A 24742-nucleotide genomic window follows, 5' to 3' on the forward strand; every position below is an offset into this window, starting at 1 on the left:
GGTTCAAATCCCGAAGATCGGCTGCAGCATGCGCCCAATGACATTGTTGAAGCGCATTTTACCCTCCATAGCCGCAAGGCAAATACAATCAGCGCCGTTGTCGACGACCGGTCGGTGTTCGACGTCCTCATCCATTTCCGCGAGATCCCCTGGACCGAATGTTCCGAAACGATCGGTGTATGAACCCGATACGATGTAGGTGAACTCGGTGCCCACATGACCGTGGTCGGGAAGAGCGCGGCCAGGGCCGACCTTGAGCAGGATGAGATTGGCATCGGGATCCTGCGGCACGCCGACCCGGCTCATCTTCATGCCTGGACCGATCCAGCGCCAGCGTCCGATATTGCAGCCGCGCAAGGCGTCCGGCAGGCGAATGCCTTCAATCTCCACCGGCGCTAGCGGCGACGGTTCTATGGGGGCGGCAGCGTCTTCGTCATCGAGCATGGCGAGCACGTCGCTCAGCGCGGTCGCCGACATCTGCGTCGGTTCCGTTTCTTTCAGGAGCGCGCCGCCCAGCGCCTGATATTTGCCGATGAAGGCGCGACAGGCCGGGCAGCTTGCCAGATGCGCCTTGACGACTATGGCGGGCGCGGCGGCAAGCGTGCCGGCGGCATAGCGCATCAAGGTCTCGTCGGTTGCGTGATGTGTGGTGGTCATGATTTTTCTTCCAGCAGCGCGCGAAGCCGGTTCATGGCCAGGCGTGTTCTAGATTTGACGGTGCCGAGCGGAATACCCAGTTCATCGGCGATTTCGGTCTGCGATTTCTCACTGAAATACGAGAGGCGGATGATCGTTTGCTGCTCGGACGAGAGCGCGGTCAGCGCGGCGCGCACCGCCGCATCCCGCTCGGCGCCGAGCATTCCATCCTCGACCGTATCCACCGCCATCTCAGGATCTGGCGGCAAAGCCGATGGGTCCCTCTGTCGCCGCAGATGGTCGATGCGAATGTTGCGCGCGACCGTAAAGATCCAGGTGGCGACCCCTGCGCGATCCGCATCAAAATACGATGCCTTGCGCCAAACGGTCAGCATCGTCTCCTGCACGAGATCCTCCGCTGCGACGGACGACATCGTCCAGCGCAGGAAGAAGGTCTTCAGCTTCGGCCCGAAATAGCGGAAGAGCAGGGCAAAAGCCTGGCGATCCCGATCCTGTGCGACCTGTCTCATCATTTCGACAAGGGCATCGGTCGAGGGCGTCTGTTGTTTGTCCCTTGAGCTTACCACAGCAAGCCGCCGGCCGGCCTGGAGACCGGGTTTGAGTTCAATCTCAACGGGGTTCGAAGCTTCATTCATGCATCCTTCTACGCGGTGCTCTCCGAAGCGGATCACCCTGTACGATATCGTTCCTTGGCAGTGATCCGTCAGAAGTCCCCGCCCGTAAAGGGTACAGATAGTTGTCCAGAGTTCGAAAGCCGCAAAAGGATCATTATGCGCCATTTTCCTCAAACGGATCGGCCACTCAAAATCGCGATTGTCGGCACGGGCATCGCCGGCCTGTCAGCGGCGTGGTTGCTGTCGCAGCGCCACGAGGTGACGGTTTTCGAGGCCGACAATCGTATTGGCGGCCATTCGCACACGATGGATGCGGGTGGCACGCCGGTCGATACAGGCTTCATCGTCTACAACGAGGCGACCTATCCCAACCTTAAGGCTTTGTTTGCACATCTCGACGTGCCGACCAAGGCATCGGACATGTCCTTCGCCGTCTCGATGGACGGTGGGAAGCTGGAATATGCCGGCACGAATCTCGCCGGTCTTTTCGCCCAGCGCAGCAACCTTGCCAGCCCGCGCTTCTGGTCGATGCTGCGCGACCTCGTGCGCTTCTACCGTCAGGCACCAAGCGGCGTGCGCGATCTCGATCCCTCCGCTAGCCTTGACGAGTATCTCGACAGCGCCGGCTTCGGGCGGGCGTTTCGAGAAGACCACCTCTACCCGATGGCGGCTGCAATCTGGTCGACGCCGGCGCTTGAGATCGGCAACTATCCGGCGCTCTCCTTCGTGCGCTTTTGCGAGAACCACGGTTTGCTGAAATTCGTACGAAGGCCAATCTGGCGAACGGTCGATGGCGGCAGCCGTGCCTATGTCGAGCGGCTCACGGCACCATTCCGCGACAGGATCCGGACAAATGCGCCGGTGAGGTCAATCCGCCGCGTCAACGGCGCGGTGGAGATTTCCGTGGGTGGTGCGGAGGCGGAATGGTTCGACCATGTCGTGATCGGTGCTCATGCAGACCAGGCGCTGGCGATGCTTGCTGACCGTTCCCCGCGCGAGGCTGCGCTGTTGAGCGCTTTCGCCTATGGCGACAACGAGACGGTCCTCCACCGCGATGAAACCCTGATGCCACGCCGAAGGCGTGTCTGGGCAAGCTGGAATTATCTTGCGCAATCCGGACGTGACAACACGGCGGTGCGCAAGCCCTGCGTCACCTACTGGATGAACCGGCTGCAGGGGATTTCCAATCCTCGTCCCTGCTTCGTGACGCTTAGTCCGTTACACGCTCCCGCCGAAGACAAGATAATCTGGCGAGGGCTCTACCAGCACCCTCTCTTCAACGCCGCGACGCTTGCCGCGCAAAGACAGCTTTGGTCGCTGCAGGGCGAAGCCAATACGTGGTTCTGCGGGTCCTATTTCGGATCCGGCTTCCATGAGGATGCCATTCAGGCGGGCTTGGCTGTTGGCGAAAGCCTGGGTGGAGTTATGCGGCCATGGTCCGTCCAAGGAGAATGCGATCGAATTTTCCGAACCCTGCAGGGCGCTTGATTGCGTGCGCTTTCAGGTTCTTTAGCAATTCTCGGTGCTTCCTGCCCACCAGTCTGATACCACGGAACACATGGGACACAGTGAAAGGCGGTTTGCGCTTCGGGATCGAACCCGAGCCAACCATGAGAAACTCGACGCCGCGATCGGCGCATTTGAGAGCCTAACGGCGTATCGGCGCTATGTGGCCTTCCTCGGCCGATTTCGCTTCGCGATGGATAGGGTCTTGCACGATGTCGTCTGGCCGGGTGATTGGTTCTGGCGTCCGACCGCCGTGTCCAATTCGATCGCGCAGGACGCGAAAGATCTGGGGCTCGGGCTTACACCCACCGAAACGACGGATGCGTTATTTGACGATCAAAGTGGTTTGTTGGGTGCGGTCTATGTTCTTGAGGGGTCAACCCTCGGTGCGCGCGTTTTGAGATCCGAGCCGCCGCGCTTGGAATGACCGATGGTTTCGGTGCACGGCATCTGGCGGTTATGACGCGCGACATGTCGTGCTGGCAGCCCTTTATTCGTCAACTGGACGATGTTGAAGACTTCGACATCGAATGCGCCGCCCAGGCCGCGAATGCAGTCTTTGATCTCGCCTTGCGATGCGTCGAGACAGGCGGGCTACCGTAGCCTGACTTCAAAGCGAGCGCCGATTAGGCATCGATCACGCGTCGAACCTTCTCGGCCAGCTGCTCCAGACTGAAGGGCTTTTGAAGCAGGTGAGTTCCGGCGTCTAGGATGCCGTTGTGTACGACGGCGTTTCGGGTGTAGCCGGTTGTATAAAGGACCTTTAGTTCCCCGAGTTTCTTCGACGCGAGGGTGGCGAGTTCACGGCCCGTCATCTCAGGCATGACAATATCCGTAAAAAGGAGCGCGGGCTTCAGGCCTTCTCCCAAAAGGGCGAGCGCTGCCGCGCCGCTAGCAGCTTCCGCCACCGTATAACCGAGTTCGCGTAGCGCCTCGACGGAGAAGTTGCGCACCCGCTCGTCATCTTCCACCACCAACACGAGCTCACCGCGAGCACCACGAGCCGGCTCAGCATTCTGTGGTGAAATCTCCCTGGTTTCCGCCTCGCCGTAATGGCGGGGCAGGTATAGTTTCACGGTGGTGCCGTGACCTTGTTCGGAATAGATCTTCACGTGTCCGCCGGACTGACGCACGAAGCCGAAAACCTGGCTCAGGCCGAGGCCGGACCCTTTGCCGACCTCCTTTGTCGTGAAGAAGGGATCGAAGGCTTTCGCAAGAGTGTCATCGCTCATTCCTGTGCCGGTATCGGTGACTGCGATCATCACATACTGGCCAGGCGACATCGAATGTTCTTCCGCATAGTCCTCGGAGACGAATGAGTTGGCCGTCTCGACGGTGAGCCGACCCCCGTTCGGCATCGCATCGCGGCCGTTGACTGCAAGATTGAGAATCGCATTCTCAAGCTGGCTGACATCTGCGTTAATACGCCATAGCCCTGCGGCAAGCACGGTCTCGACCTGGACCTGCTCTCCGAGAGCTCTCGTCAGCAGGTCGCTCATGCCCGCGACCATCCGGTTCGGTTCGATGATTTCGGGTTGGAGCGGCTGTCGACGGGAAAAGGCGAGCAGACGTTGAGTGAGCGCTGATGCACGGTTTGCACCATCCTTGGCGGCTTCTATGTACCGTCCCAGATCGGTTTCGCCGCGTGCGAGGCGCCTTTCGAGGAGGTTCATCGCGCCCAGAATGACGGCGAGCATATTGTTGAAGTCGTGGGCTACACCGCCGGTAAGTTGTCCGACTGCCTCCATCTTTTGTGCCTGCCGCAACTGTGCTTCGGCCTCCAAGAGCCTGGCGGTGCGCTCTTGCACCGCCGTTTCAAGATCTTCGCGGGAGCGGGCAAGAACCTCACGTGCGTCGATGATATCCTGGATGTCCGTGCAAGTACCGAACCAGCGGGTTATTGCACCGTCCTCATTGCGCACAGGCTGCGCGCGGCCCAGCACCCAGCGGTACTTTCCGCTTCGATGACGTAGCCGATATTCGATGTGATAGGGCTCTCCGGTCTGCAGGCAATGCCGCCAGACGGTCCAGGCGCGGTCCTGGTCTTCCGGGTGAAACATCCCTGCCCAGCCCTCGCCATCGGTCGAGCCTGACGGGACGCCGGTTAAATCGTACCAGCGCTGGTTATAGTAGTCGTGATATCCATCCGGGGTCGTCGACCAGATCATCTGGTCGATGGAGTTCGTGATCGCCCGGAAGCGCTCCTCGCTGTCGCGAAGCGCGGCCTCGGCATTTTTTCGGTCGGTTATATCGAAGCTGATGCCGGGGAAGCGCAGAGGTGTTCCGTCCGGCGCAAGCGTCGGCCGACCCTGCGCGATGACCCATCTGTGTGTGCCGTCCGCCTGGACGAGGCGGTATTCCTGAGAAAAGACGCTGCCATTCGTCAAGGCCGCCGCGATAGCTTCTTCGACATTTGGAAGATCGTCGGCGTGAATGGCATCGAAGAAATCGGCGATTGATGCACCGGCGCTCGCCTTTTCGCGCGGAACGCCGTAGAGCTTGGCAAAGCGCGCGTCGGCGATCACCCGGTCGTTGGGCACATCCCAGTCCCAGGTGCCCACCGTATCCGATGCGCCCAGGGCGTATTCCAGCCGTTCCTCGCTGGCGCGCAGCGCCCGCTCGGCCGACAGGCGCGCCGTCGTCTCGTTGCCCTGGTTGAAGATGCCGAGAACCTTGCCGTTCTGTCCGAAAATCGGTGCGAAGCTGTAATCCCAATGGGTCTGCTGTATGCGGCCGCCGCGCTGCATGGGCAGCATCTGATCGGTAACCGAGAACCCCTGACCTGTCTGCAGCACGGCGAGGAGCTGGGGCTCGATCACATGCCAGATATCGACCCAGACCTCGCGGGCCGGACGCCCCAAAGCCCACGGGTGCTTTTCGCCGGCAATCGGTGCCCAGGCATCGTTGTAGAGAAGATGAAGATCGTCACCCCAGTAAAGGGCGGTGGGAAGCGCGGTGTTGAGACACAGGCTCAACGCCATCCGCAGCTCCTGCGGCCAGTCGGCTTCGGCACCAAAGGACGTTTTCTCCCAGTCACATCCCCGGATGCGCTGATTCATTTCGCCGATTGCGTTGGAGGTAGGAGTCATCTTGCCGTTTCTCGAGGTGTCGCGGGCTTATATGGGGAAGTCCGAAGAATTGAAAAGCGTGGTAACTCTGTGAAAATTAAAAATAGAAAGGGATACAAGAGGGAGTGATGCGCGTTCACGCGCGCGCCGCGGCGACGTGGCCGGCATTCGCCTCGACGCTACGACCGCATGCGCCGGCTCGGCAGGACGGTGCCTTTCGCCCTGATCTGATCGTCGAGTTCGGCGATCACATTGTCGAGACTGTAGGGCTTGGCGAAGATTCGGCCCACCACCGGCAATGCCTCTTGCGTCAGATCGCCTCTGCCCGAAACGACGATCCTGGCTGCGTCCGGCCGGCAATCGCTGAACAATTCCAGCAGGTCGAGGCCGCTCAGGCCGCCCGGCAGGTCAACATCCGTTACCAGGCCGTCGATCCGGGCGTGCCTCGCGATGTGTCCTATAGCCTCCAGAACATTGGATGCCGCCAGCACTCGGTACCCCTCATCTTGCAACGCTTCGATCAGGGTGAGGCGGATGAACGGTTCGTCCTCGACGACGAGAATGGTGGATTGCGACGCGGCCATCTGTTTCTCCAGTTTACTGGTTTACACAACGTGCACCCCCTGGAATTTCGCCCGTCCCCAAGGCCAGTCTTTGCGAACAATCTTAATAAAATGCAAACCACCCTTCTGTCGGCTCAAGACACGGTCTCCGCGTGTCGGATGCGCTAACGGGATAAGGGCGCGGCGGAGGCCTACCAAAATTGCGGCCCGCTCTTAGATAGTAGTTGGTCTTTATAACCCTTCGATGATCGGTTTACACGATCCCGAATATCGCTAGGTTTCGCCGCATTGGCGTAGGGAGAGGGGATTCGATGTCAGGGAGCCGAAGCGATCTGGATGCTTGCGCACGCGAGCCGATTCATGTTCCCGGCGCAATCCAGCCCCATGGATCTCTGCTCGTTCTCGATCCCGCCGATCTCGCCGTCTTGTGGGTATCGGCCAATTTCGAAGGGATCACGGGCCGGACGCCGGTCGAACTGCTCCGTTCTGTCGAGGCCGCTTTGCGCGCCTGGCGGGCCACCGGAACGCATAGCTACCGCGCCCGGCTGCAGAATCCGGATTTGGACATGGCGGCACATGTCCATCAGGGCCGCATTGTCGTCGAGTTCGAACGCAGCACGCCCGTTTTTCACAACGCGCTTCTTTTCCGTCTGACCGGCTTCGCGCAGCAGATGACGGCGACCGAGGAGCTGGCGGACGCGCTTTCCGCAGCCACGCACCTGATCGCCGAGCTGACGGGCTTCGACCGGGCCCTCGTCTACCGGTTCGATCCCGAGTGGAACGGGCATGTCGTGGCCGAAGCCGGCAACGGTATGCTGCCTTCCTATCTTGACCTGCGTTTCCCCGCTGCCGATATCCCGGCGCAGGCACGCAATCTCTACAGCCTCAACCGCATACGCCTGATCCCCGATGCGAATTACACGCCGGTCTCGCTCACCGCGATCGGAGAGGAGCAGGACGCCGGATCCATCGACATGACGTTCACGCAGCTTCGCAGCGTCTCGCCGATCCATCTCGAATATATGCGCAACATGGGCACGCTCTCGTCCATGTCGATATCGGTCATGGTGGACGGCAAGCTCTGGGGCCTCCTGTCCTGCCACAGCCGCAATGCCCACCATGTCACGAGCGACATCCGCGAGGCCTGCGATTTCGTGGTCCAGAGCCTGGCCATGCGGATCAGCTCCGACAGCCGGGCCGAGACGGCGGCCCTCGGCATCGAGCTCGCCCGCGTGCACACCAGGCTTTTGGCCGAGATGGCAAAAACCGACAAGTGGGACGAAGGCCTTGCCCGCGCGCCGGCGGCACTGTTGGAACTCACCCGGGCCGACGGGGTGGCGATCCTGTCGCAGGACAGTTTCCTGCCTGTCGGCCAGGCTCCGGAAGAACGTCAGGTAAGGCGACTGGTCGGCCGCCTTTCGCAGCACGGCGCGGCCACCGATTTCTATTGTACGGATTCCATCGCTTTGGAACTCCCGGAGGACGACGTCTTCACCGACGCCACCTGCGGTGTTCTCGCCTTGCGCATTTCCGAAGTGGAAGACAGCTGGCTTGTCTGGTTCCGCCAGGAAGTGGTCAAGACGGTCACCTGGGGCGGGGATCCGCACAAGGTGGTGCGGGAAAGCGGGCGGATCCATCCTCGCAAGTCGTTCGAGGCCTGGCGCGAGATGGTGCGCGGCAGGAGCGCGCCGTGGCATCCAGCAGAGGTCGCCGCCGCGCGCGACCTGCGCGCCTCGATCGTGGAGATCGTGCTGAAGAAGGCCGAGCAAATGGCCAGACTTGCCGCCGATCTGCAGAAGTCCAACAGGGAACTGGAGGCCTTCTCCTATTCAATCTCGCACGACCTGCGAGCGCCGTTCCGTCATATCGTCGGCTTCTCCCAGCTTCTGACGGAGCGGGAGAAGAATCTTGGCGAGCGCTCGCGCCATTATCTCCAGATGATTTCGGATTCGGCGCTGGCCGCGGGTGAACTCGTCGACGATCTCCTGACGTTCTCCCATCTCGGTCGAGCGGCACTCTCCGCGGACAAGGTGGATATGAACAAGCTCGTCGACGAGGTGCGGCGGGGACTGGCGGAGGAAGCGGCGAGCCGTTCGATCGTGTGGCAGGTCGATGATCTGCCCCCTGCGACAGGGGACGCCACCCTCCTTCGGCAGGTCTGGTACAATCTCATCGACAACGCGGTCAAATATACGCGGCTGCGTGAGGAGGCGCATATCGAGATATCCGCCGACCGGACCGATGACGGCGTGCTGTATCGGATCGCCGACAACGGCGTCGGCTTCGACATGGCTTACAGGTCCAAGCTGTTCGGTGTATTCCAGCGGCTGCAGCGAAGCGAGGATTTCGAGGGCACCGGTATCGGCCTTGCCCTCATCAAGCGCATCGTCGAGCGGCATGGCGGTAGCGTGGACGCCATGGGCACGATTGACGAGGGCGCATGCTTCACCTTTTCCTTACCGGCGCTACCTGAGGAGTGATCCATGCCAGAAATGAGGCCTATCTTGCTCGTTGAAGACAATCCCCGGGATCTCGAACTGACCCTGACGGCGCTTGAAAAGTGTCAAATCGCCAATGACATCGTGGTTGCCCGGGACGGCGCCGAGGCGTTGGATTTTCTCTATCTTAGCGGCTCCCACGCAGCCCGCGACCCCGGTGACCCCGCCGTGGTGCTCCTCGATCTCAAGCTGCCGAAAGTCGACGGACTGGAGGTGCTCGAAAAAGTGAAGCGCGACGAGAACCTGCGCCATGTGCCGATCGTCATGCTCACCTCGTCGCGCGAAGAGCAGGATCTGGTGAAAAGCTACGAACTCGGGGTCAACGCATTCGTCGTCAAGCCGGTCGAATTCAACCAGTTCTTCAAGGCGATCCAGGACCTCGGTGTGTTCTGGGCGCTTCTCAACGAGCCGCCGCCGAAGCTGCGGCTGGTGGGCGGCAACTGACATGGCCGGCATGCTGCGGATCCTGCTGCTGGAAGACAGCACCATCGATGCTGAACTCATTGAAGCGCAGCTCGAAAGCCTGGATGAGGCGTTCGCCGTGACGCGCGTCGCGACGCGCGCGGCCTATCAGGCTGCGCTGGCGCATGACGTCTTCGACCTCGTCCTTTCGGACTTCTCGCTTCCCGATTTCGATGGGATGGCCGCGCTCGACCTGGCGGTCGCCTTGGCGCCCGATGCGCCGTTCATTTTCGTCTCCGGTGTTCTCGGCGAGGACGCCGCGATCGAAGCGTTCCGCAAGGGCGCGACGGACTATGTTCTGAAGCAGCGCTTGGCGCGTCTGCCGGCTGCTGTGACGCGCGCGCTGAACGAAGCACGCGAGCGGGCAGAGCGCAGGCGGATCGAGCAGCAGAAGGATTTGCTGGTCCGTGAACTCAGCCACCGCGTGAAAAACAATCTCGCCGTCGTACTTTCGCTCATTCGCCGGACCGGTCGCAGTTGCCGGTCGGTCGCCGAATTCGAGGAGAAACTCATCGCCCGCGTGTCTGCGCTGGCAGACGCCCACGAGCTCCTGTTTGAAGGCAATTGGGACGAGACCGAGCTTCTGATCGTTTTCCAGCGCGCTGTTCGCCCCCACAACAAGGATCTATCGCGCTTCGACATTGGACGGCACGATCTCGTTCGGCTGGACCCCAAGGCCGCGCTCTCCATCGGAATGGTATTCAACGAACTGGTGACGAACGCCTCGAAATACGGCGCGCTGGCCAATGAGCAGGGCAGGGTCTCAATAGCGTGGGCGGTCGACAAGACGGGGCCGGGGCGGTCCGTGCGCCTGAACTGGACCGAGCGCGGCGGACCGGCCGTCAAGGCGCCTGATGACGAGGGTTTCGGCACCCGGCTTATCAAGGCCAATATCGAATACGAGCTGGGCGGGCAGGTAAACCTCCATTACCTGCCGGACGGGTTCAGGGCCGAGATAGACCTTCCTATCCCCGAGAGCGAAGCGCTGAGGGCGGTGTCGGACTAAAGGATACGATCCCGGCACTTCGCCGGCTCGAATCTTACGCGACTAGGAAGCTGTCTGGGGCGCTGCGGCAATCTGCTCCGCGAGCCTGGTCTGCAAGACCTTGAGGTCGCAAGGTTTCGGCAGCAGCACGATGTCGGTCAGTTCTGTCCGGGTGTCAGGCAGCTCAGCATATCCGGAACAGACGACTAAGGGTGTGCCCGCTTTGACGAGTATCTCGATAACGGGGTAGGAGTAGACGCCTCTTAGATTGAGGTCGAGAACCGCCCCGTCGATGCCGGAAGAAACCGCCTGAAGGGCTTGCTCGACGCTTGAGACGGGGCCGATTACCTTGGCGCCGAGTTCCGTGAAGAAGTCTTCAAGGTCGAGGGCGAGGAGAGGGTCGTCCTCCAGAATGAGGATACGTTTGTTTTCTAGACTGTATTTTTTCATTATACCCTAAACGTCTATGCCAGTACCCATCTAACTAGGATCGCCGAGCTATCCGTCAATGTTTCAAAAAGCCGAGGCAAGCGATATCGCGTGAAGTCGCACATCTCCTCAATACCGACGCAGTGGTCCACGGTTCTTATCGGCTCAAGCGCTTCTGCCTAATCCACTGCCCACGCGCAAACCGTTCCGCAAGGCCTCGAGTCCGGCGTTCAAGGCGCTGACGTCGCCATGCTCCGGACCGAAGACGACATCCAGCAGCGGGAATGTGCTCCTGTAAGAGCAGATCCGCTCCCGCATGGCATCGATCCCGGGGTAGGACCACCGCATCAGCGCGAGGAAATCGTCACCCAGGCCAGCCGAAAGGCTGGCGAGGTCGTAGGCCAGATCGCCGATCGCGCATCCGGCAAAGTCGATGATGCCCGAGACGTTGCCATCATCAACGAGGATGTTTCCCGTGCCGAAGTCGCCGTGGATGGCCGCCCTTGGATGCGGCTCGTCGTTGCCAGCGAGAAACCGCTCGAACCTGGCGCCCACCGCCATGGCAGTGTCGGTAGGCAGCAGTGGCAAGACCTTGGCGTCGACTTCCGAAAGGAGCCCGGACCACTCGGCCAAGGGATCATCTGGCTCGTCCGCGCCGCCGAGTATGTCGACCGGCAAAGCATGCAAAGCCAGAAGGAAGCCCGCAAGCCTGTGTATCAAGTGGAAGCCAATCCCGTGTCGGTATTAACATCCGGCTGGAGGTTGACTTTGTGGCGCCGGGAGGCGATGAACCGCTATGCTAAACGCCATAGTCCAGCTTCGTAGAGAGCCTTCGCGCTCTAAAAACGGTTCGTAGCCCGAACGCAGGTGACACCTGGTTTGCGTTCGGGGTCTCCAGGAACTCCTCCCGAACAACGCGCCACCTTCGCGGTTACCGCCGCACCAATGATCTGAAATCTTGACCAAACGTCCTCTGCCTCGCAGCAGCTCAGGGTCCTTCCCGCACGCATTCTCCCTGTTTGGGTGTTGTTTGTGAATGCGAGCCGAAGCCTTGATTGCCAACGGTAGGGTTAGCATATCGTCCATCCACTCTGAGGGAGTTCATCGTGATTCAAACCCCGTGCTACGTTATCGACAAAGGCAGGCTCCTCTCCAACCTGGAGAAGATCGCACTTGTTCGTGAGCTATCGGGAGCCAAGGCCCTGCTGGCGCTCAAGTGCTTTGCCACGTGGTCCGTCTTTGATTTCATGCACGATTATATGGACGGAACGACCTCGTCTTCGCTTAACGAAGTGCGCTTGGGGCGCGAGCGTTTCGGTAAAGAGACACATGCCTATTCCGTTGCCTATGCAGACTATGAGATCGACGAGGTCGTTTCTCATGCGGACAAGATCATCTTCAATACGATCGGCCAGCTTCAACGATTCAAGGCTCAGTCCTCGGTCATCGCCCGCGGCCTTCGCCTGAACCCCGGGATCTCCTCATCGAGCTTCGATCTTGCCGATCCCGCCCGGCCCTTCTCGCGTCTCGGCGAATGGGATCTCAGGCGAGTGGAACCGGTCATGGACCTGGTGTCGGGCTTCATGATTCATAACAATTGCGAGAATAGCGATTTCGATCTGTTTGAGCGAATGCTCGGCCATATCGAGCAAAAGTTTGGTTCGCTCCTGAAAGAGGTTCGTTGGGTCAGCCTTGGCGGCGGCATCCACTTTACCGGAGAGAACTATCCGCTCGAAAGGTTCGCCGAACGCCTCAAACGTTTTGCTGGCGACTATGAAGTTCAGGTCTATCTGGAACCGGGTGAGGCCTCGATCACCAAATCGACCACGCTGGAAGTCACCGTGCTCGACAAGCTTTACAACGGCAAGGACCTTGTCGTGGTGGATTCGTCCATCGAAGCGCACATGCTAGATCTTCTGATCTACCGCGAGAGCGCGAAGGTCTCTCCGAACCAGGGACCTCATCGTTACATGGTCTGCGGCAAATCCTGCCTGGCCGGCGATATCTTCGGCGAGTTTGATTTTCCGAACGCGCTGAACGTCGGCGATCGTCTTTCGATCCAGGATGCTGCCGGCTACACGATGGTCAAGAAAAACTGGTTCAACGGCGTGAAAATGCCGGCAATCGCCATCCGCGAACTTGATGGCAGCCTCAGGACGGTCCGCGAGTTCGGCTACGCGGATTACGAACAGAGCCTCTCCTGATCCTGGCCCTCAGCCGGCAGGAGGACTTTCTGACGATTGGATATAAGGAACTCGTCCTCATCATGAAAAAGAATGTACTCATCATCGGCGCAGGCGGCGTCGCCCAGGTCGTTGCGCACAAATGCGCCCAGAACAACGATGTTCTCGGCGACATAAACATCGCTTCGCGGACGAAATCGAAATGCGATGCGATCATTGCCTCCGTTCACGAGAAGGGCGCGATGAAACAGCCGGGCGTGCTTGCGGGCCATGCTCTCGACGCGCTCGACGTCGAGTCCACGAAGACGCTCATCACGGCGACGAAATCCGAGATCGTCATCAATGTCGGCACCGCCTTCCTCAACATGTCTGTGCTTCGGGCCTGCATGGACACCGGCGTTGCCTATATCGATACCGCGATCCACGAAGAACCGAACAAGATCTGCGAGACCCCGCCGTGGTACGGTAACTACGAGTGGAAACGAGCTGCTGAATGCGAGATGAGAGGCATCACCGCCATCCTCGGCGCCGGCTTTGATCCGGGCGTCGTCAACGCCTATGCGCGCCTCGCAAAGGACGAGTATCTGGATAAGGTTACCGACATCGACATCGTCGATATCAATGCCGGTACTCATGGCAAGTATTTCGCAACCAATTTCGACCCGGAAATCAACTTCCGCGAATTCACCGGCGTCGTTTATTCATGGCAAAAGGGCAAGTGGCAGGAGAACCGCATGTTCGAAGTCGGCAAGGAATACGACTTGCCGGTCGTCGGAAAGCGCATGGCCTATCTCTGCGGCCATGACGAGGTGCATTCGTTGGCCAAAAACATGGACGGCGCCGATGTGCGTTTCTGGATGGGCTTCGGCGATCACTATATCAACGTCTTCACAGTGCTGAAATCGATCGGTCTGCTCTCCGAACAACCGGTCAAGCTCGTCAACGGCGAGGAGGTCGTCCCGCTTAAGGTCGTCAAGGCCTGCCTGCCTGATCCAGCCTCGCTCGCGCCGGGGTACGAAGGCAAGACCTGCATCGGCGACTATGTAAAGGGCCTGAAGGACGGCAAGGAAAAGACAGTTTTCATCTACAACGTGGCCGACCACAAGGAAGCCTATGCAGAAGTCGGTTCGCAGGGCATCTCCTACACTGCGGGTGTCCCACCCGTTGCAGCCGCCCTGCTCGTGGCCACGGGTGAGTGGGACGCGAAGAGGATGGTCAACGTCGAGGAACTCCCGCCCATTCCATTTATCAAACTGCTAAACGGTATGGGGCTACCGACCCGCATCCAGGATGAGAATGGCGACAGACCTCTGTCCTGGTAACACGTCTATCGTCGTGTCTAACACTCGATGGCGCTCGGATCGCGGCAGCAATCGTGATCCGAGATTTGTTATGGTCCGGGACGGTGAAGGCAAGCGTGCGCAAAGCGGCAGTCGATTCCACCGCCACTTTGGCGGGCCGGTATAGTGCCTGCCAAATCGCATTTGGGCCGCGTCTGGACTAAATGTCCCCGGACTGTCAAAAGTCTTCAAGGACGCGATCGCCGTTATCTTTAGAACGGGGTCGGGCGACCGATTGACGTCACGTTGCTGCCGCGAGATCACGCTGGCCGTCCTTCTATCAGCGGAAAATGGCGGGGCGATGGTTTCGTTCGACCCAAAGCGGCTACTCTGCCGCGCTTCGGATTAACGCCCAAGAGAGATCAATCGGACGAGAGCCATCATAGCATACGGCGGAGTTTGATCCTCCGGCCATGGTGGGACCGGTCACAGCCGGACCGCAGGCGCCTAAGCTGGGAAGAAATAACGAGAGCGCAGCCTTACCATCCCCGCACAGGTTGACGGTCTGCTTCGGGTCGAGGGAAACCTTCTCTATGAGCTTTGCACGTACAGAAAAACTATTGCTGTCTTTGGGTGGATAAAGGCCATGTATCGTCGGGAAGCGGCGTATCCAGGCGTTTCGACAGGCCATAGCCGACAACTTTCCGGCTGCAGGTGTCGAGAATGACAGCAAGATAGCAGAAGCCAGCGGCGATACCAATGTACGTGAAGTCGGCCACCCAGACCATGTCAGGCCGCGACGGGATCACATTGCGATAAAGGTTCGGGTAAATCGGCGAATCGTGGTTGCTATCCGTCGTGCGAACATACCGCTTGCGAGGCTTGGTACCGAGGCCATTGGCCCGCATGACGCGGGCGACACGCTTGTGATTAACGAGGTGGCCTCTTCGCTGAAGTTCGTGTGTCACGCGCCGGTATCCGTAGCAGGGCAGCTCGTCCTGAATGTCCTCTATGATTGCAACGAGCTCGCTCCACTGTTTTGCGAGACACTCGATAGATGGCGTCTCGTTTATCGACTTTGCGCGTCGCAGGGTTCACCACCTGCCCAGAAGTTTGGGAATACCGAAAGCTAGGCTCCGAAAAGCTCGCTGACGTGCCTGTCTGCCGACAGGTACTCTCGGTGGGCTGTAGCAGCGATCAAATGGCATGCATCCGCACTGCTCCCACGGGTCGATGCTGATCCGAGCGTTCGAATGCACGGAAAGCGCTCGGCGTGCCTCCGAATGCTTTACGAAACTCCCGTGAAAAATGTGCCGTGTCTGCGAAGCCTGTGATGTTTGCAATCTCCATCACGGTGAGCGATCCCCCGGAGAGCAGGTAGCGCCCATAGTTCAGCCGCATGTTTCTAAAGGTTTGGCCGATTGTCAGGCCAAGGTTCGCGCGGAACAGTCGCTCGAGCTGGCGATGTGAGATCGCGCAATAGCGTGCGATCGCGAGGTTGTTCGGGGGCTGGTCAAGCTGTTGTTCCATGAAGTGCAATGCTTTGCGCACGCGGCTGTCAGTTCCATCAGGTGGCAACTGGAAGAAGTGTGCCTGCGGCACGCTGGCCGGGCGCATTGAGGTGAGCATCATGTGCCTCATGACTTGCCGAGCCCGCTCGGAGCCGCAATGGCGTACGATCAGGTACAGCGCCAGGTCGATCGCTGCGGTTGATCCGGCGCAGGTAATCACATCTCCTTCATCGACAAAAATCCGATCGAGCGAGATCTGCGCGCGGGGGAAACGGCTCTTAAACGCCTCGAGTACGTTCCAGTGAATGCAGTAGCGGCGTGAATCAATGAGGCCGGCTCGCGCCAAGGCGAAACTTCCGGTGCAGATGCCAAGCAGCCCAACACCTTGTGTGTGGGCTGACCGGATAAAATGCATCAGAGATGGAGCCGGCGTATCGTCGTCGAAGCCGTTGCCGCCGCAGACTGCAACGTAATCGAAACCTGCCGGATCGCGCGGTGCCGGCAGCGTAGTAATTGCGACGCCGCAGCTTGCGTGTACCGGGCCACCTGAAAGCGAATAGACGTCCCACCCGACACGAATTTGCCGGCTCTTTGCTGCGTCATCGGCTGCAAGCCTGAGCGCGTCAATGAAGCCGGAGAAGGCTGCAAGCGTGAATTTGTTCTGCAAGATGAATGCTATGCGCAGTTCGAAGCTGCTTTCCTGCGTCTTTGTCATGCCGCTGGCCACCGATTAAGTTGTCGGTCATGTTCAATCATTCGTCCAAATTATTCAATATGGATCCCGTGCTTATTGCTATGGTCTCAGCCGGACAGAGGTCCCAAGCGCACAAAGCGCAACCCCAGAGACGGAGATATCAGATGAAGAAAACCATCCTGCTTGCCACGGTTGCCAGTGTCGTCGGCCTCCCCCAGACAGGTCTTGCCCAGTCAGCACCGCAGTCGATCACCGTTGCTTACTACGGTGGCAACTGGGGTGAAGCGTTCGATGCATGTGTCGCCCAGCCTTTTACGAAGGCAACCGGAATTCGGGTCGTTGCTGAAATCGGCAATTCGACCACCACACTCTCCAAGCTGCAGCAGCAGACTGGAAATGCCGTCATCGACGTCGCCTATATGGATGGCGGCATCAGTGAGATCGCCGAGGCTGCGGGTGTCTTGGCGCCGATCGATCTCGCTACACTTTCCAATTCCGCCGCCCTTCAGCCGCAGGCCGCCTACAAGAACGGCGATCATGTCTTCGCCGTCAGCGCCGGCTACTATTCGCTTGGCCTGATCTACAACACGTCGGAAGTGACCGAAGCGCCACAGAGTTGGCAGGAACTGTGGAACGACGCCTATGCCGGGGCCGTTGCCATTCCGTCGCCGAACAATTCGGCCGGCGTGCCGTTCGTGATCTTCCTTGCCGGCGCCTTCGGCGACACGTCCGAAACCATGGATGCCACGTTCGCCAAGCTGAAATCTCTGGATAGTGGCCTTCTCTACGATACATCAGGTGCGGCTTCCAACGCGTTCCAGAGCAGCGAGATTGTCATTGGCGCGCATTTCAATGTCGGTGCATGGGATCTGATCGATGCTGGCCTGCCGATCGGTTTCGTCGTTCCGAAGGAAGGCGTCTGGGCCACCGACGCGCGCATGCACATCGTCAAAGGCACGAAAAATCCGGAAGCCGCCGCCAAGTTCATCGATACGGCCCTGACGCCAGAAGCTGCGACGTGCCTGGCGAAAAAGCTCTATCTCGGCCCGGCGATCACCGGCGTCGCTCTCTCGGCCGATGTCGAGCGAAAACTGCCGTGGGGCACCGGTGGGTCGATCAAGACACTGCATCTCTTCGATTGGGCCAAGGTCAACGCGATGCGACCGGCAATCACCGACCGCTGGAACCGCGAGATTGCGAACTGAACCCATGACCCTGCTTGCCATCACAGACGTCACGAAGTCCTTCGCCAACTACCGCGCGCTTGATCGCGTGTCGTTGGATGTCACGCAAGGCGAATTCATTTCGTTGCTCGGCCCGTCGGGCTGCGGAAAGACCACGCTTCTGCGCATCATCGGCGGGTTCATGTCCGCAAACAGCGGTCGTGTCGTGATCGATGGCGAAGATGTCTCGGTGCTGCCGCCCGAAAAGCGACCGCTGAACACGGTGTTCCAGAACTATGCGCTGTTTCCCCATATGACAGTGCTGCAGAACGTCGCCTACGGACCTCTTCGTGGCGGCGCCTCTCGCAAGGAGGCGGAAAGCCGTGCCCAGGAAGCGCTGGAAATGGTCGGACTCGCCGCGATGGCGCCCCGCAGTCCGCGCGCGATGTCCGGCGGACAGCAGCAACGCGTGGCGCTCGCCCGGGCCATCGTCAACAGGCCCAAGCTGCTGCTGTTGGACGAACCGCTGTCGGCACTGGATCTGCAGCTGCGCAAGCGCATGCAGATCGAGTTGAAGCAATTGCAAGTCCAGCTCGGCATCACCTTCATCTTCGTCACGCACGATCAGGAGGAGGCGATGGCCATGTCCGATCGAATAGCGGTGATGTCGGCCGGACATATCGAACAGATCGACGTTCCGGAGGCCATCTACCGCCGGCCGAAGACCCGGTTCGTCGCTGATTTCATCGGCGAGGCGAATATTCTGCCAATGCAGGGCGATGGCCGCCTGCACGCCGAAAGCCCGTCAGAGGGTGTTCTGCGCCCGGAAAATTTGCGCGTCTTCACGCAGGCGGACGACGTGCCGGCAGGTTGGTCGTCGCTGAAGGGCCAGGTGACCGCCACCACCTATGTCGGCGGTACCTCCAACATCTACCTGATCTCCGGCGACCGGACGCTGCATGCCCGCCGTTACAGCGCCTTGCCGGATGGCGTGCGCGAAGGTGTCGACGTCATCGCCGGATTTGATCCGGCGGATATCCACGTTTTGGAAGGATAGGCGATGTTTACCTCCCGCCTGACCCTTCTCTGGCTGCTCGCGCTGCCGGTCTGTGTGTTCACGGCCTTCTTCCTGATGCCCCTCGGCGTGGTGCTTGTCGCATCGTTCACGACGCAGGACGGCCAGGTCAGCTTCGCCCAGTATGGTCGCATCCTGATGGACGGCTATCACTGGCAGGTCATTGGCGTCACTTTCCGGCTCGCAATCCTGTCCACCTTGATCTGCGTGGTGCTCGGCTATCCGCTCGCCTGGTATCTGGTCCGCATCGTCAAATGGCGCAGCTGGCGGCGCGCATGCGTGATCCTTTTGATCCTGCCGCTGTTCACCTCCAACATCGTCCGTTCTTTCGGCTGGATGGTGCTTCTGGGACGTACGGGGCTTGTCAACGACGCATTGATGGCGACCGGCCTGGTCGAGCGTCCGGTCCGTTTCCTCGGGACGGAAACCGGCATCCTGATCGGCCTCGTCTACATCCTGTTGCCGTTCACCGTTCTGACCATCGGCAACGCGCTTGCGCGGGTCGAACCCGCCCTGGAACAGGCTTCGCGCGATCTCGGCGCCGGTCCCATGCGCACGTTTTTCAGCGTGACGTTTCCGCTGACGATGCATGGCGTGATGGCCGGCGGGATTATCGTGTTCTCCATGGCGATCAGCGCCTATGTCACGCCGGCGCTGCTTTCGGGCGGCAAGGTGACGGTGCTCGCGATGCTGGCTTTCCAGCAATATTCGACGGTCTTCGATTTCAATTACGGGGGAGCGCTGTCGATCACGCTTCTCGTCTTCACCATGGCCCTGATCGGCTTCTCGTCCTGGCTGGCGCGGCTTGGCGCGCATGACATGAAAGGAAACTGACATGTTCATCCGTCTCATTGCTCTCTCGACGGTGGCTTTTCTTGTGCTGCCGCTGGCCGTGGTGATCGGTGTCTCGCTCACCGAAACGAAGTTCCTGGCGTTTCCGCCGCAGGGGCTGACGCTCGCCTGGTATGCGGTCGTGCTGGAAAACCCGACCTATCTCCGCTCGTTCCTCACAAGTGCTGTTCTCGCAGCCTTGGCGACGCTGGTGGCGATACTCGTCGCACTGCCCGCTGCAATCGCGATGGCGCGTTATTCCTTCCCCGGAAAATCGGCGCTCTCCGCCCTCATGCTGTCACCGCTGGTCCTGCCGCATATCGTGATCGGCGCAGCGCTGCTGCAGTACGGCGCATCGATCGGGCTGGTGCGGAACTTTCCAGCGCTTTTGGTTGGCCACGTGGTGATCGTCACGCCCTTCGTCCTGCGCACGCTGCTGCCGCTCTTTTCGCCGGAACAACTGTCGCAGGAAGAGGCGTCGCGCGATCTGGGCGCCTCCGCGTGGTCGACGTTCTTCCTGGTTACGCTTCCGCAGATCCGGGCAGGGCTCGTGTCCGGCGGGATCTTTGCCTTCATCACCTCGTTCATCAATGTCGAGCTGTCGATCTTCAACACCACGTCGACGCTCAACACCATCCCGGTGCAGCTGTTCAATTACGTGCAGTATTCGGTCGATCCATCGATTGCGGCGGTCTCGTCGCTGACCATCTTGGCCGCAGCCATAGCGATCATACTGATCGACTGGCTGATCGGTCTGGACTTCCTGTCCGGAAGTTAAAGCTTACCAAACCCAACATATCAGGAGACATGCGATGCGCGTTCAGGACGTGTATAACGTAATCTATACCCATACAGAAGGCGAACCGCTGTGCATCATCTATAGCGGTGTCCCCTATCCGGCGAACTCGAGCATCCTCGAGAAGCGCGCCTTTCTGGAAGAGAACTACGACTGGCTGCGCAAGGCCTTGATGCGCGAACCGCGCGGCCATGCCGACATGTTCGGCGTGTTTCTCACGCCGCCGTCGTCGCGGGAGTTCGATGCCGGCCTGATCTACATCGACGGCAAGGAATATTCGCACATGTGCGGCCACGGCACGATCGCAGTCGCCATGGCGATGGTCGCGAACGGCCTGGTGCGCCGGTCGCCGGACGGACTGACCAAGATCCGTTTCGAAACGACGGCCGGTCTGGTCGTGGCGGAAGTCGCCCACGAAGGCGATCGCGTGCTGTGGACACGGTTCGAGAACGTTCCGGCCTATGTGGCCGAGCAGGACATCGAGTTCGAGCTGCCGGGATACGGCTCGCTGAAGGCCGATCTCGTCTGGGGCGGCAACTACTTCGGCATTATCGATCTGCGCAACACCACGCTGCGCATTGCGCCTGAGAATGGCTCCGAACTGTCGCGCATGGGCTTGATTGCCCGGGAGGCCATCCGCGAGAAGGTCAAGGTCCAGCATCCGACCGAAGCCCACATCAATAACCTGAACTTCGTCACCTTCTGGCACGAGCCGACGATCGAGGGATGCCTCTACAAGAACGTGCATGTCTTTTCTGCCGGCCAACTCGATCGTTCGCCGGGTGGAACCGGCACCTCCGCGATGATGGCCTATTTCGAGAAGCGCGGCGTCATCACCGTGAACCAGACGATCACCTCGGAAGGTCTTCTCGGCTCAGGCGTATTCGAAGGCTGCCTGATCGGAGAAACGAAGCTCGGCTCGGTACGCGCCGTGCGCCCGACGGTCAAGGGCACTGCGGGAATTCTGGGCACTGCGGCCTGGACCATCAACCGCGATGACCCGGTCGACGCCGGTTTCCTGGTGCTGTGAGGCGAAGGGTGTGTCGGCAGCTGTCTGCCGATACACCCGCCTGCGGTGACCAAGCATCGGCGCGGTCAAGCGGACCCCCCAGTTATGCATTTCCGCCCGTCGTTACGTCTCTTCTAGACCACGCATGAGCGCTATCTGCTGGCGGTCGAAAAGGCGAACCCGCTGGCTGCTCATACCGAGATCGACATCGAGGCGGCAGAACCTCTCCTACTTAGAGCGGTACTTCTCGGAGATGTTCGAGACCCATGGGCTGAACGGCAACATCCCCTATAGCTGCGACGATACGTTTTCGCTGGTTTCTGCCGGTCTCGGCATCGGCTTTGCTGCCGGAATGGACAAAGGATCTGTCGAACCGTAACTTCGAGCTCAAGCAGTGCGCGGCGTCGATCTCAAGATCGGGCTTGGTGTTGCCTGGAAGAAGATCCTATGGGGAGTCGATAGCGACCTGCACCGTGGCAGAGTGGGTTCGCTAGAAAATCTCCCTGGAGGCTCATCATGTTTACGACAGCCGACAAACCCGAGGTACCTGCCGCTATCCGCGTCGATCTTGGCGCAATCTTCGCTCCATTGGAACTGAGTAAATCAACCTGGCTGGTCACATCGCTTTCGCCGGGAAGCGAGAAGATGTCTCGCCATGCGGTCGGTGGCGGCAATATCGCCGGTCTGATCGCGTTCTTTTCCGAACTGCGTCAAAAAGCACTGTCGCGCGAGGGAAAGCTTTATCCCCTGGTGGTGATCCAGCAGGTGGGCTTGGACGGGTTTTGGATCGGCCGGGCGCTGAACAAAGTCGTTTGGGTTGAGAGCCACCTCGTCGAGGCAGCATCGATCGCGATGCCGCGTCGTCGACGCCGCGCTAAGACCGACCGCATCGATGGGGAAACTTTGATGCGCACGCTGCTGGCCTGGAAGCGGGGAGAACCACGCGTCTGTTCGATGGTCAGGATGCCGACGTCAGAAGAAGAAGATCGTCGCCGGATTGGCCGCGAGCGAAAGTGCGGGTCGCTGAGCGTGTTCTCCACGTAAATCGGATCAAGGGACTGCTGTTCTGCCAGGGCATCCGAGATTATGCGCCTTTGCGCCGCGATCGGCGAACGCGACTGGAAGATATTCGTACGGGCGATGACCACGCACTCCCCACGCATGTCAGCGCAAATCTCCCGCGAACTCGATCGTCTCGAGTTGTGCTTGAGCAGATCAAGGCCGTGGAGGCTGAACGGGACGCACTCATCGTCGAGCAGGCGACGAGTTAACTAGCGCCAGTGAAAGCGCTCGCCAGCAGCAGGGGGCTTGGCCCCGAGATTGCGGCCGTCCTTCACTCTGAAGACCTGTTCCGGCATTTTGACAACCGCCGTCAAGTTGCCGCCTATGCGGGGCCGGCGCCGTCACCTTGGCAGAGTGGCGCGATCGAGAGCAGGGCGTCTCCAAAGCGGGCAATCCGCGGCTGCGAACGGCGATGGTCGAGCTCGCCCGGTTATGGCTGCGCTACCAGCCGGACTCCAGCCTGTCCTGCTGGTTTAAGAAGCGCGTCACACAGAATGGCGGACGATTCAAAAAGACGATGAGCGTGGCGCTCGCTCGCAAGCTGCTGGTCACCGTATGGAAGTATGTGAATGGTGGCGTCGTCATCGAAGGGGCAATATTGAAATCCGCCTAACCGCCGACAATACAACTGCAACGCTGTTTACAATCTTCAGGGCCGGATCAGCCCTGACGATCCGGGTGAACGGACCGTGGATCCTCATGGCATTACCAGTCGGGAACAAGGTTGGTCCCGTTCTCCTGAGCCCTTGCCCGCCGCAAGCGGGATCGTGGTGCAGCCGCCTGCAGCGGCGACCGTATGTGAGGTTGTACAGGCTCGCAGGCCGGGCCGGTAAAAGAATCGGGCTCAGATCTAGGATCGAGACGAGGAAATCACGATGCCACCCTGATCACTGTTGACGCCATACTCCTCATGTGAGGAGGATCCGACGACATCACTGACATTGCCTGGTCGCTGGCGCGACCGGGCAGGTTGAGCGGTCGTTGTAGGTTGGATATCGCGAAATCACATCGCGTTTTGGGCGGGTGAGCGCATGCGTCCTTTGTGCGTCGGTCTTCTAGGCGCAGTGGAGACCCTTGCCTCCGAGGCACAAGCCGGGCTGAAATCCCGGCAGATCTCAAACATCCGTATCAACGTCACTCATCGTAAAGAATGCGCGCGCCCAGCTTCTCGGTAGTGCCCTCATCCGCTATGCGCCTGGCCGCGATGCCGCCCACATGCTTCTGCGTCCAGACGATCTCGGAGCCTGCCGGTCGCTCGCAACCGCCTGGCTGCGCCAGGAGCTTGAATGCCACCGGGTCGCCCGGCGTGCTGCCGTCGAGTGGAGAGTCCGCTCCAAGGCCTGTGGTCTGGACGTCCGAGGGGCGCCAGCAGTGTGGCTGTTTTGATGCATGCGTCTCAATTGGAATTCGACTGCGCCCGCCTTAATGAGCGGCCTTCATACCGGTCTTGCTGATCGCAGGGTGCACTGGTAAATTGCGAGGGTCATCGACTAGCAACCGGAGCAACCGCAGCTGGGATTATAAAGATGGCTGGACTTGCCGTTTCCGACTTGAGGCGAGGAATTTCAATTCTCCAGGCGGATCCGTCCGATCCCCCGGCTGACGTGCCAGCGTCCGCTGGATTCGGGCTCCCCTATGGCTTGGCCCGCCTCCCAGATGGACGACTGTTGACCGCCGATCGTCGCCAAAGCCGTATCATCGCCTGCGCAGAAGACGGCACGAATTGGGAAAGCTTTGGGTCGCCGGGCGCCGGCGTGGGCCAGTTTCAAAACCCCATGGGCGTTGCCGTCTCCGAAGAGGGACAGATATTCGTTGCCGACACGGGCAATTTCCGGATCGTCGCCATGGACGCCTTTGATGGCAGCGGTTGGCAGGCCTACGGCCGGAAAATTGCGACGGGTTCCATCGGGCCCGGCAGGTTCGCTGGTCCGGTCAGCGTTCACCATGGACCGGGTGGGTTGGTGGTGGCGGATCCGGCCGCTGCGCGGATCGTGCAGCTTGCCCAGCTCGACGATGCCTTTTGGGATGTGAGTTCGCAGGGAACATTTCGAAATCCTGCCGCGGTCGCCGTGCTTTGCGACGGTACGATCATCGTGGGAGACCTGACACGCGAAGGGCTTTCCATCATGACCTCGCCGTCAGGCGGAATCACGGAGGCGATACTCGGGGATGTCCTGCGCTATCCGGCCGCACTTGCTGTGACAGGCGATAAGGCGGTGGTTGCATTCTCCCTTCCAACGCTTGCACTCTGTTCCGTTGTTCGCGACGCCTCGGGCTGGAATGTATCCCTCGATGCCAGGCTCGATCAAATCGGCATCCGCCGGCCAACCGCCCTCTGCCACCTGCCGTGAGGACA

23 protein-coding genes and 2 pseudogenes are annotated in these 24742 nt (G+C 60.0%); 16 read left to right on the forward strand and 9 right to left on the reverse strand.

Going from position 1 to position 24742, the window contains the following annotated elements:
• Nucleotides 1-3: 3 nt before the first annotated feature.
• Complete coding sequence (locus tag IB267_RS18270) at nt 4-657, reverse strand: ChrR family anti-sigma-E factor (protein ID WP_192448870.1); 654 nt, start codon at nt 655-657, stop codon at nt 4-6.
• Entirely contained in the window at nt 654-1292 is a 639-nt protein-coding gene (locus IB267_RS18275) for a sigma-70 family RNA polymerase sigma factor (RefSeq protein WP_192448871.1), read from the reverse strand. The genes IB267_RS18270 and IB267_RS18275 overlap by 4 nt, the downstream gene beginning before the upstream one ends.
• 135 nt (nt 1293-1427) lie before the next feature.
• Here IB267_RS18275 and IB267_RS18280 point away from each other — a divergent pair, with 135 nt between their 5' ends.
• The 3 genes from IB267_RS18280 (at nt 1428) to IB267_RS18290 (ending at nt 3380) form a co-directional block, all read left to right on the forward strand.
• Nucleotides 1428-2759: an NAD(P)/FAD-dependent oxidoreductase gene (locus IB267_RS18280; RefSeq protein WP_192449273.1), complete on the forward strand. Its 1332-nt coding sequence runs from the start codon at nt 1428-1430 to the stop codon at nt 2757-2759.
• A 70-nt stretch (nt 2760-2829) separates the two neighbouring features.
• The gene (locus IB267_RS18285) at nt 2830-3204 is read left to right on the forward strand and encodes a biliverdin-producing heme oxygenase (RefSeq protein ID WP_192448872.1); all 375 of its coding nucleotides are present in this window, start codon (nt 2830-2832) and stop codon (nt 3202-3204) included.
• Nucleotides 3201-3380, forward strand: coding sequence for a hypothetical protein (locus IB267_RS18290; protein ID WP_192448873.1), 180 nt, complete (start codon nt 3201-3203; stop codon nt 3378-3380). The genes IB267_RS18285 and IB267_RS18290 overlap by 4 nt, the downstream gene beginning before the upstream one ends.
• 23 nt (nt 3381-3403) lie before the next feature.
• On the opposite strand, the gene IB267_RS18295 is transcribed toward IB267_RS18290, so the two are convergent.
• Together IB267_RS18295 and IB267_RS18300 are read right to left on the reverse strand one after the other, a co-directional pair.
• On the reverse strand, nt 3404-5866 hold the full coding sequence (locus IB267_RS18295) for a PAS domain-containing protein (RefSeq protein ID WP_210335902.1): 2463 nt from the start codon (nt 5864-5866) through the stop codon (nt 3404-3406).
• Nucleotides 5867-6024: 158 nt separating this feature from the next.
• Complete coding sequence (locus IB267_RS18300) at nt 6025-6429, reverse strand: response regulator (protein ID WP_192448874.1); 405 nt, start codon at nt 6427-6429, stop codon at nt 6025-6027.
• A 290-nt stretch (nt 6430-6719) separates the two neighbouring features.
• Between IB267_RS18300 and IB267_RS18305 the strand changes: the two genes are divergently transcribed.
• From IB267_RS18305 to IB267_RS18315, 3 genes are read left to right on the forward strand one after another with little or no spacing between them, the layout of a single operon-like run.
• A complete protein-coding gene (locus IB267_RS18305; protein ID WP_192448875.1) occupies nt 6720-8888 on the forward strand; it encodes an ATP-binding protein in 2169 nt (722 codons plus the stop codon).
• Between the two features lie 3 nt (nt 8889-8891).
• Nucleotides 8892-9350, forward strand: a complete 459-nt coding sequence (locus tag IB267_RS18310; RefSeq protein WP_192448876.1) for a response regulator — start codon at nt 8892-8894, stop codon at nt 9348-9350.
• Between the two features lies 1 nt (nt 9351).
• On the forward strand, nt 9352-10374 hold the full coding sequence (locus tag IB267_RS18315; protein WP_246810695.1) for a sensor histidine kinase: 1023 nt from the start codon (nt 9352-9354) through the stop codon (nt 10372-10374).
• Nucleotides 10375-10416: 42 nt separating this feature from the next.
• Here the strand turns inward: IB267_RS18315 and IB267_RS18320 are convergent, their stop codons facing one another.
• Both IB267_RS18320 and IB267_RS18325 read right to left on the reverse strand, forming a co-directional pair.
• A complete protein-coding gene (locus IB267_RS18320) occupies nt 10417-10803 on the reverse strand; it encodes a response regulator (protein WP_192448877.1) in 387 nt (128 codons plus the stop codon).
• Nucleotides 10804-10947: 144 nt separating this feature from the next.
• A complete protein-coding gene (locus IB267_RS18325; protein ID WP_192448878.1) occupies nt 10948-11502 on the reverse strand; it encodes an aminoglycoside phosphotransferase family protein in 555 nt (184 codons plus the stop codon).
• A 386-nt stretch (nt 11503-11888) separates the two neighbouring features.
• Between IB267_RS18325 and IB267_RS18330 the strand changes: the two genes are divergently transcribed.
• The gene (locus IB267_RS18330) at nt 11889-12986 is read left to right on the forward strand and encodes a carboxynorspermidine decarboxylase (protein ID WP_192449276.1); all 1098 of its coding nucleotides are present in this window, start codon (nt 11889-11891) and stop codon (nt 12984-12986) included.
• Between the two features lie 62 nt (nt 12987-13048).
• Nucleotides 13049-14287 carry a saccharopine dehydrogenase family protein gene (locus IB267_RS18335; RefSeq protein WP_192448879.1) on the forward strand — a complete coding sequence of 413 codons (1239 nt, stop codon included), beginning with the start codon at nt 13049-13051 and terminating at the stop codon, nt 14285-14287.
• 575 nt (nt 14288-14862) lie between these two features.
• Here IB267_RS18335 and IB267_RS18340 read toward each other — a convergent pair.
• The gene (locus IB267_RS18340) at nt 14863-15336 is read right to left on the reverse strand and encodes an IS3 family transposase (protein WP_192449277.1); all 474 of its coding nucleotides are present in this window, start codon (nt 15334-15336) and stop codon (nt 14863-14865) included.
• Nucleotides 15337-15442: 106 nt separating this feature from the next.
• Nucleotides 15443-16471, reverse strand: coding sequence for a GlxA family transcriptional regulator (locus IB267_RS18345; RefSeq protein WP_192448880.1), 1029 nt, complete (start codon nt 16469-16471; stop codon nt 15443-15445).
• Between the two features lie 143 nt (nt 16472-16614).
• On the opposite strand from IB267_RS18345, the gene IB267_RS18350 reads away from it, so the two are divergent.
• The 7 genes and pseudogenes from IB267_RS18350 to IB267_RS18380 all read left to right on the forward strand — a co-directional run bounded on the left by IB267_RS18350 (nt 16615) and on the right by IB267_RS18380 (nt 22999).
• The gene (locus tag IB267_RS18350) at nt 16615-17655 is read left to right on the forward strand and encodes an ABC transporter substrate-binding protein (RefSeq protein ID WP_192448881.1); all 1041 of its coding nucleotides are present in this window, start codon (nt 16615-16617) and stop codon (nt 17653-17655) included.
• Complete coding sequence (locus IB267_RS18355) at nt 17645-18670, forward strand: ABC transporter ATP-binding protein (RefSeq protein WP_246810696.1); 1026 nt, start codon at nt 17645-17647, stop codon at nt 18668-18670. The genes IB267_RS18350 and IB267_RS18355 overlap by 11 nt, the downstream gene beginning before the upstream one ends.
• Before the next feature lie 3 nt (nt 18671-18673).
• Nucleotides 18674-19522 (forward strand): ABC transporter permease, encoded by an 849-nt coding sequence (locus IB267_RS18360; protein WP_192448882.1) that lies wholly within the window; start codon nt 18674-18676, stop codon nt 19520-19522.
• A 1-nt stretch (nt 19523) separates the two neighbouring features.
• Nucleotides 19524-20297 (forward strand): ABC transporter permease, encoded by a 774-nt coding sequence (locus IB267_RS18365; RefSeq protein WP_192448883.1) that lies wholly within the window; start codon nt 19524-19526, stop codon nt 20295-20297.
• A 34-nt stretch (nt 20298-20331) separates the two neighbouring features.
• On the forward strand, nt 20332-21345 hold the full coding sequence (locus IB267_RS18370) for a proline racemase family protein (protein WP_192448884.1): 1014 nt from the start codon (nt 20332-20334) through the stop codon (nt 21343-21345).
• Nucleotides 21346-21468: 123 nt separating this feature from the next.
• Nucleotides 21469-21766 (forward strand): annotated as a pseudogene (locus tag IB267_RS18375) (LysR substrate-binding domain-containing protein); the annotation flags it as partial.
• Nucleotides 21767-21840: 74 nt separating this feature from the next.
• Nucleotides 21841-22999: pseudogene (locus IB267_RS18380) on the forward strand (IS110 family transposase).
• Between the two features lie 521 nt (nt 23000-23520).
• On the opposite strand, the gene IB267_RS18385 reads toward IB267_RS18380, so the two are convergent.
• Complete coding sequence (locus IB267_RS18385) at nt 23521-23679, reverse strand: hypothetical protein (RefSeq protein WP_192448885.1); 159 nt, start codon at nt 23677-23679, stop codon at nt 23521-23523.
• A 374-nt stretch (nt 23680-24053) separates the two neighbouring features.
• On the opposite strand from IB267_RS18385, the gene IB267_RS18390 reads away from it, so the two are divergent.
• Nucleotides 24054-24737 carry a hypothetical protein gene (locus IB267_RS18390; protein ID WP_192448886.1) on the forward strand — a complete coding sequence of 228 codons (684 nt, stop codon included), beginning with the start codon at nt 24054-24056 and terminating at the stop codon, nt 24735-24737.
• Nucleotides 24738-24742 lie beyond the last annotated feature (5 nt).

The sequence above is a fragment of the Ensifer sp. ENS09 genome, assembly GCF_014852425.1.
Lineage (GTDB): Bacteria > Pseudomonadota > Alphaproteobacteria > Rhizobiales > Rhizobiaceae > Ensifer.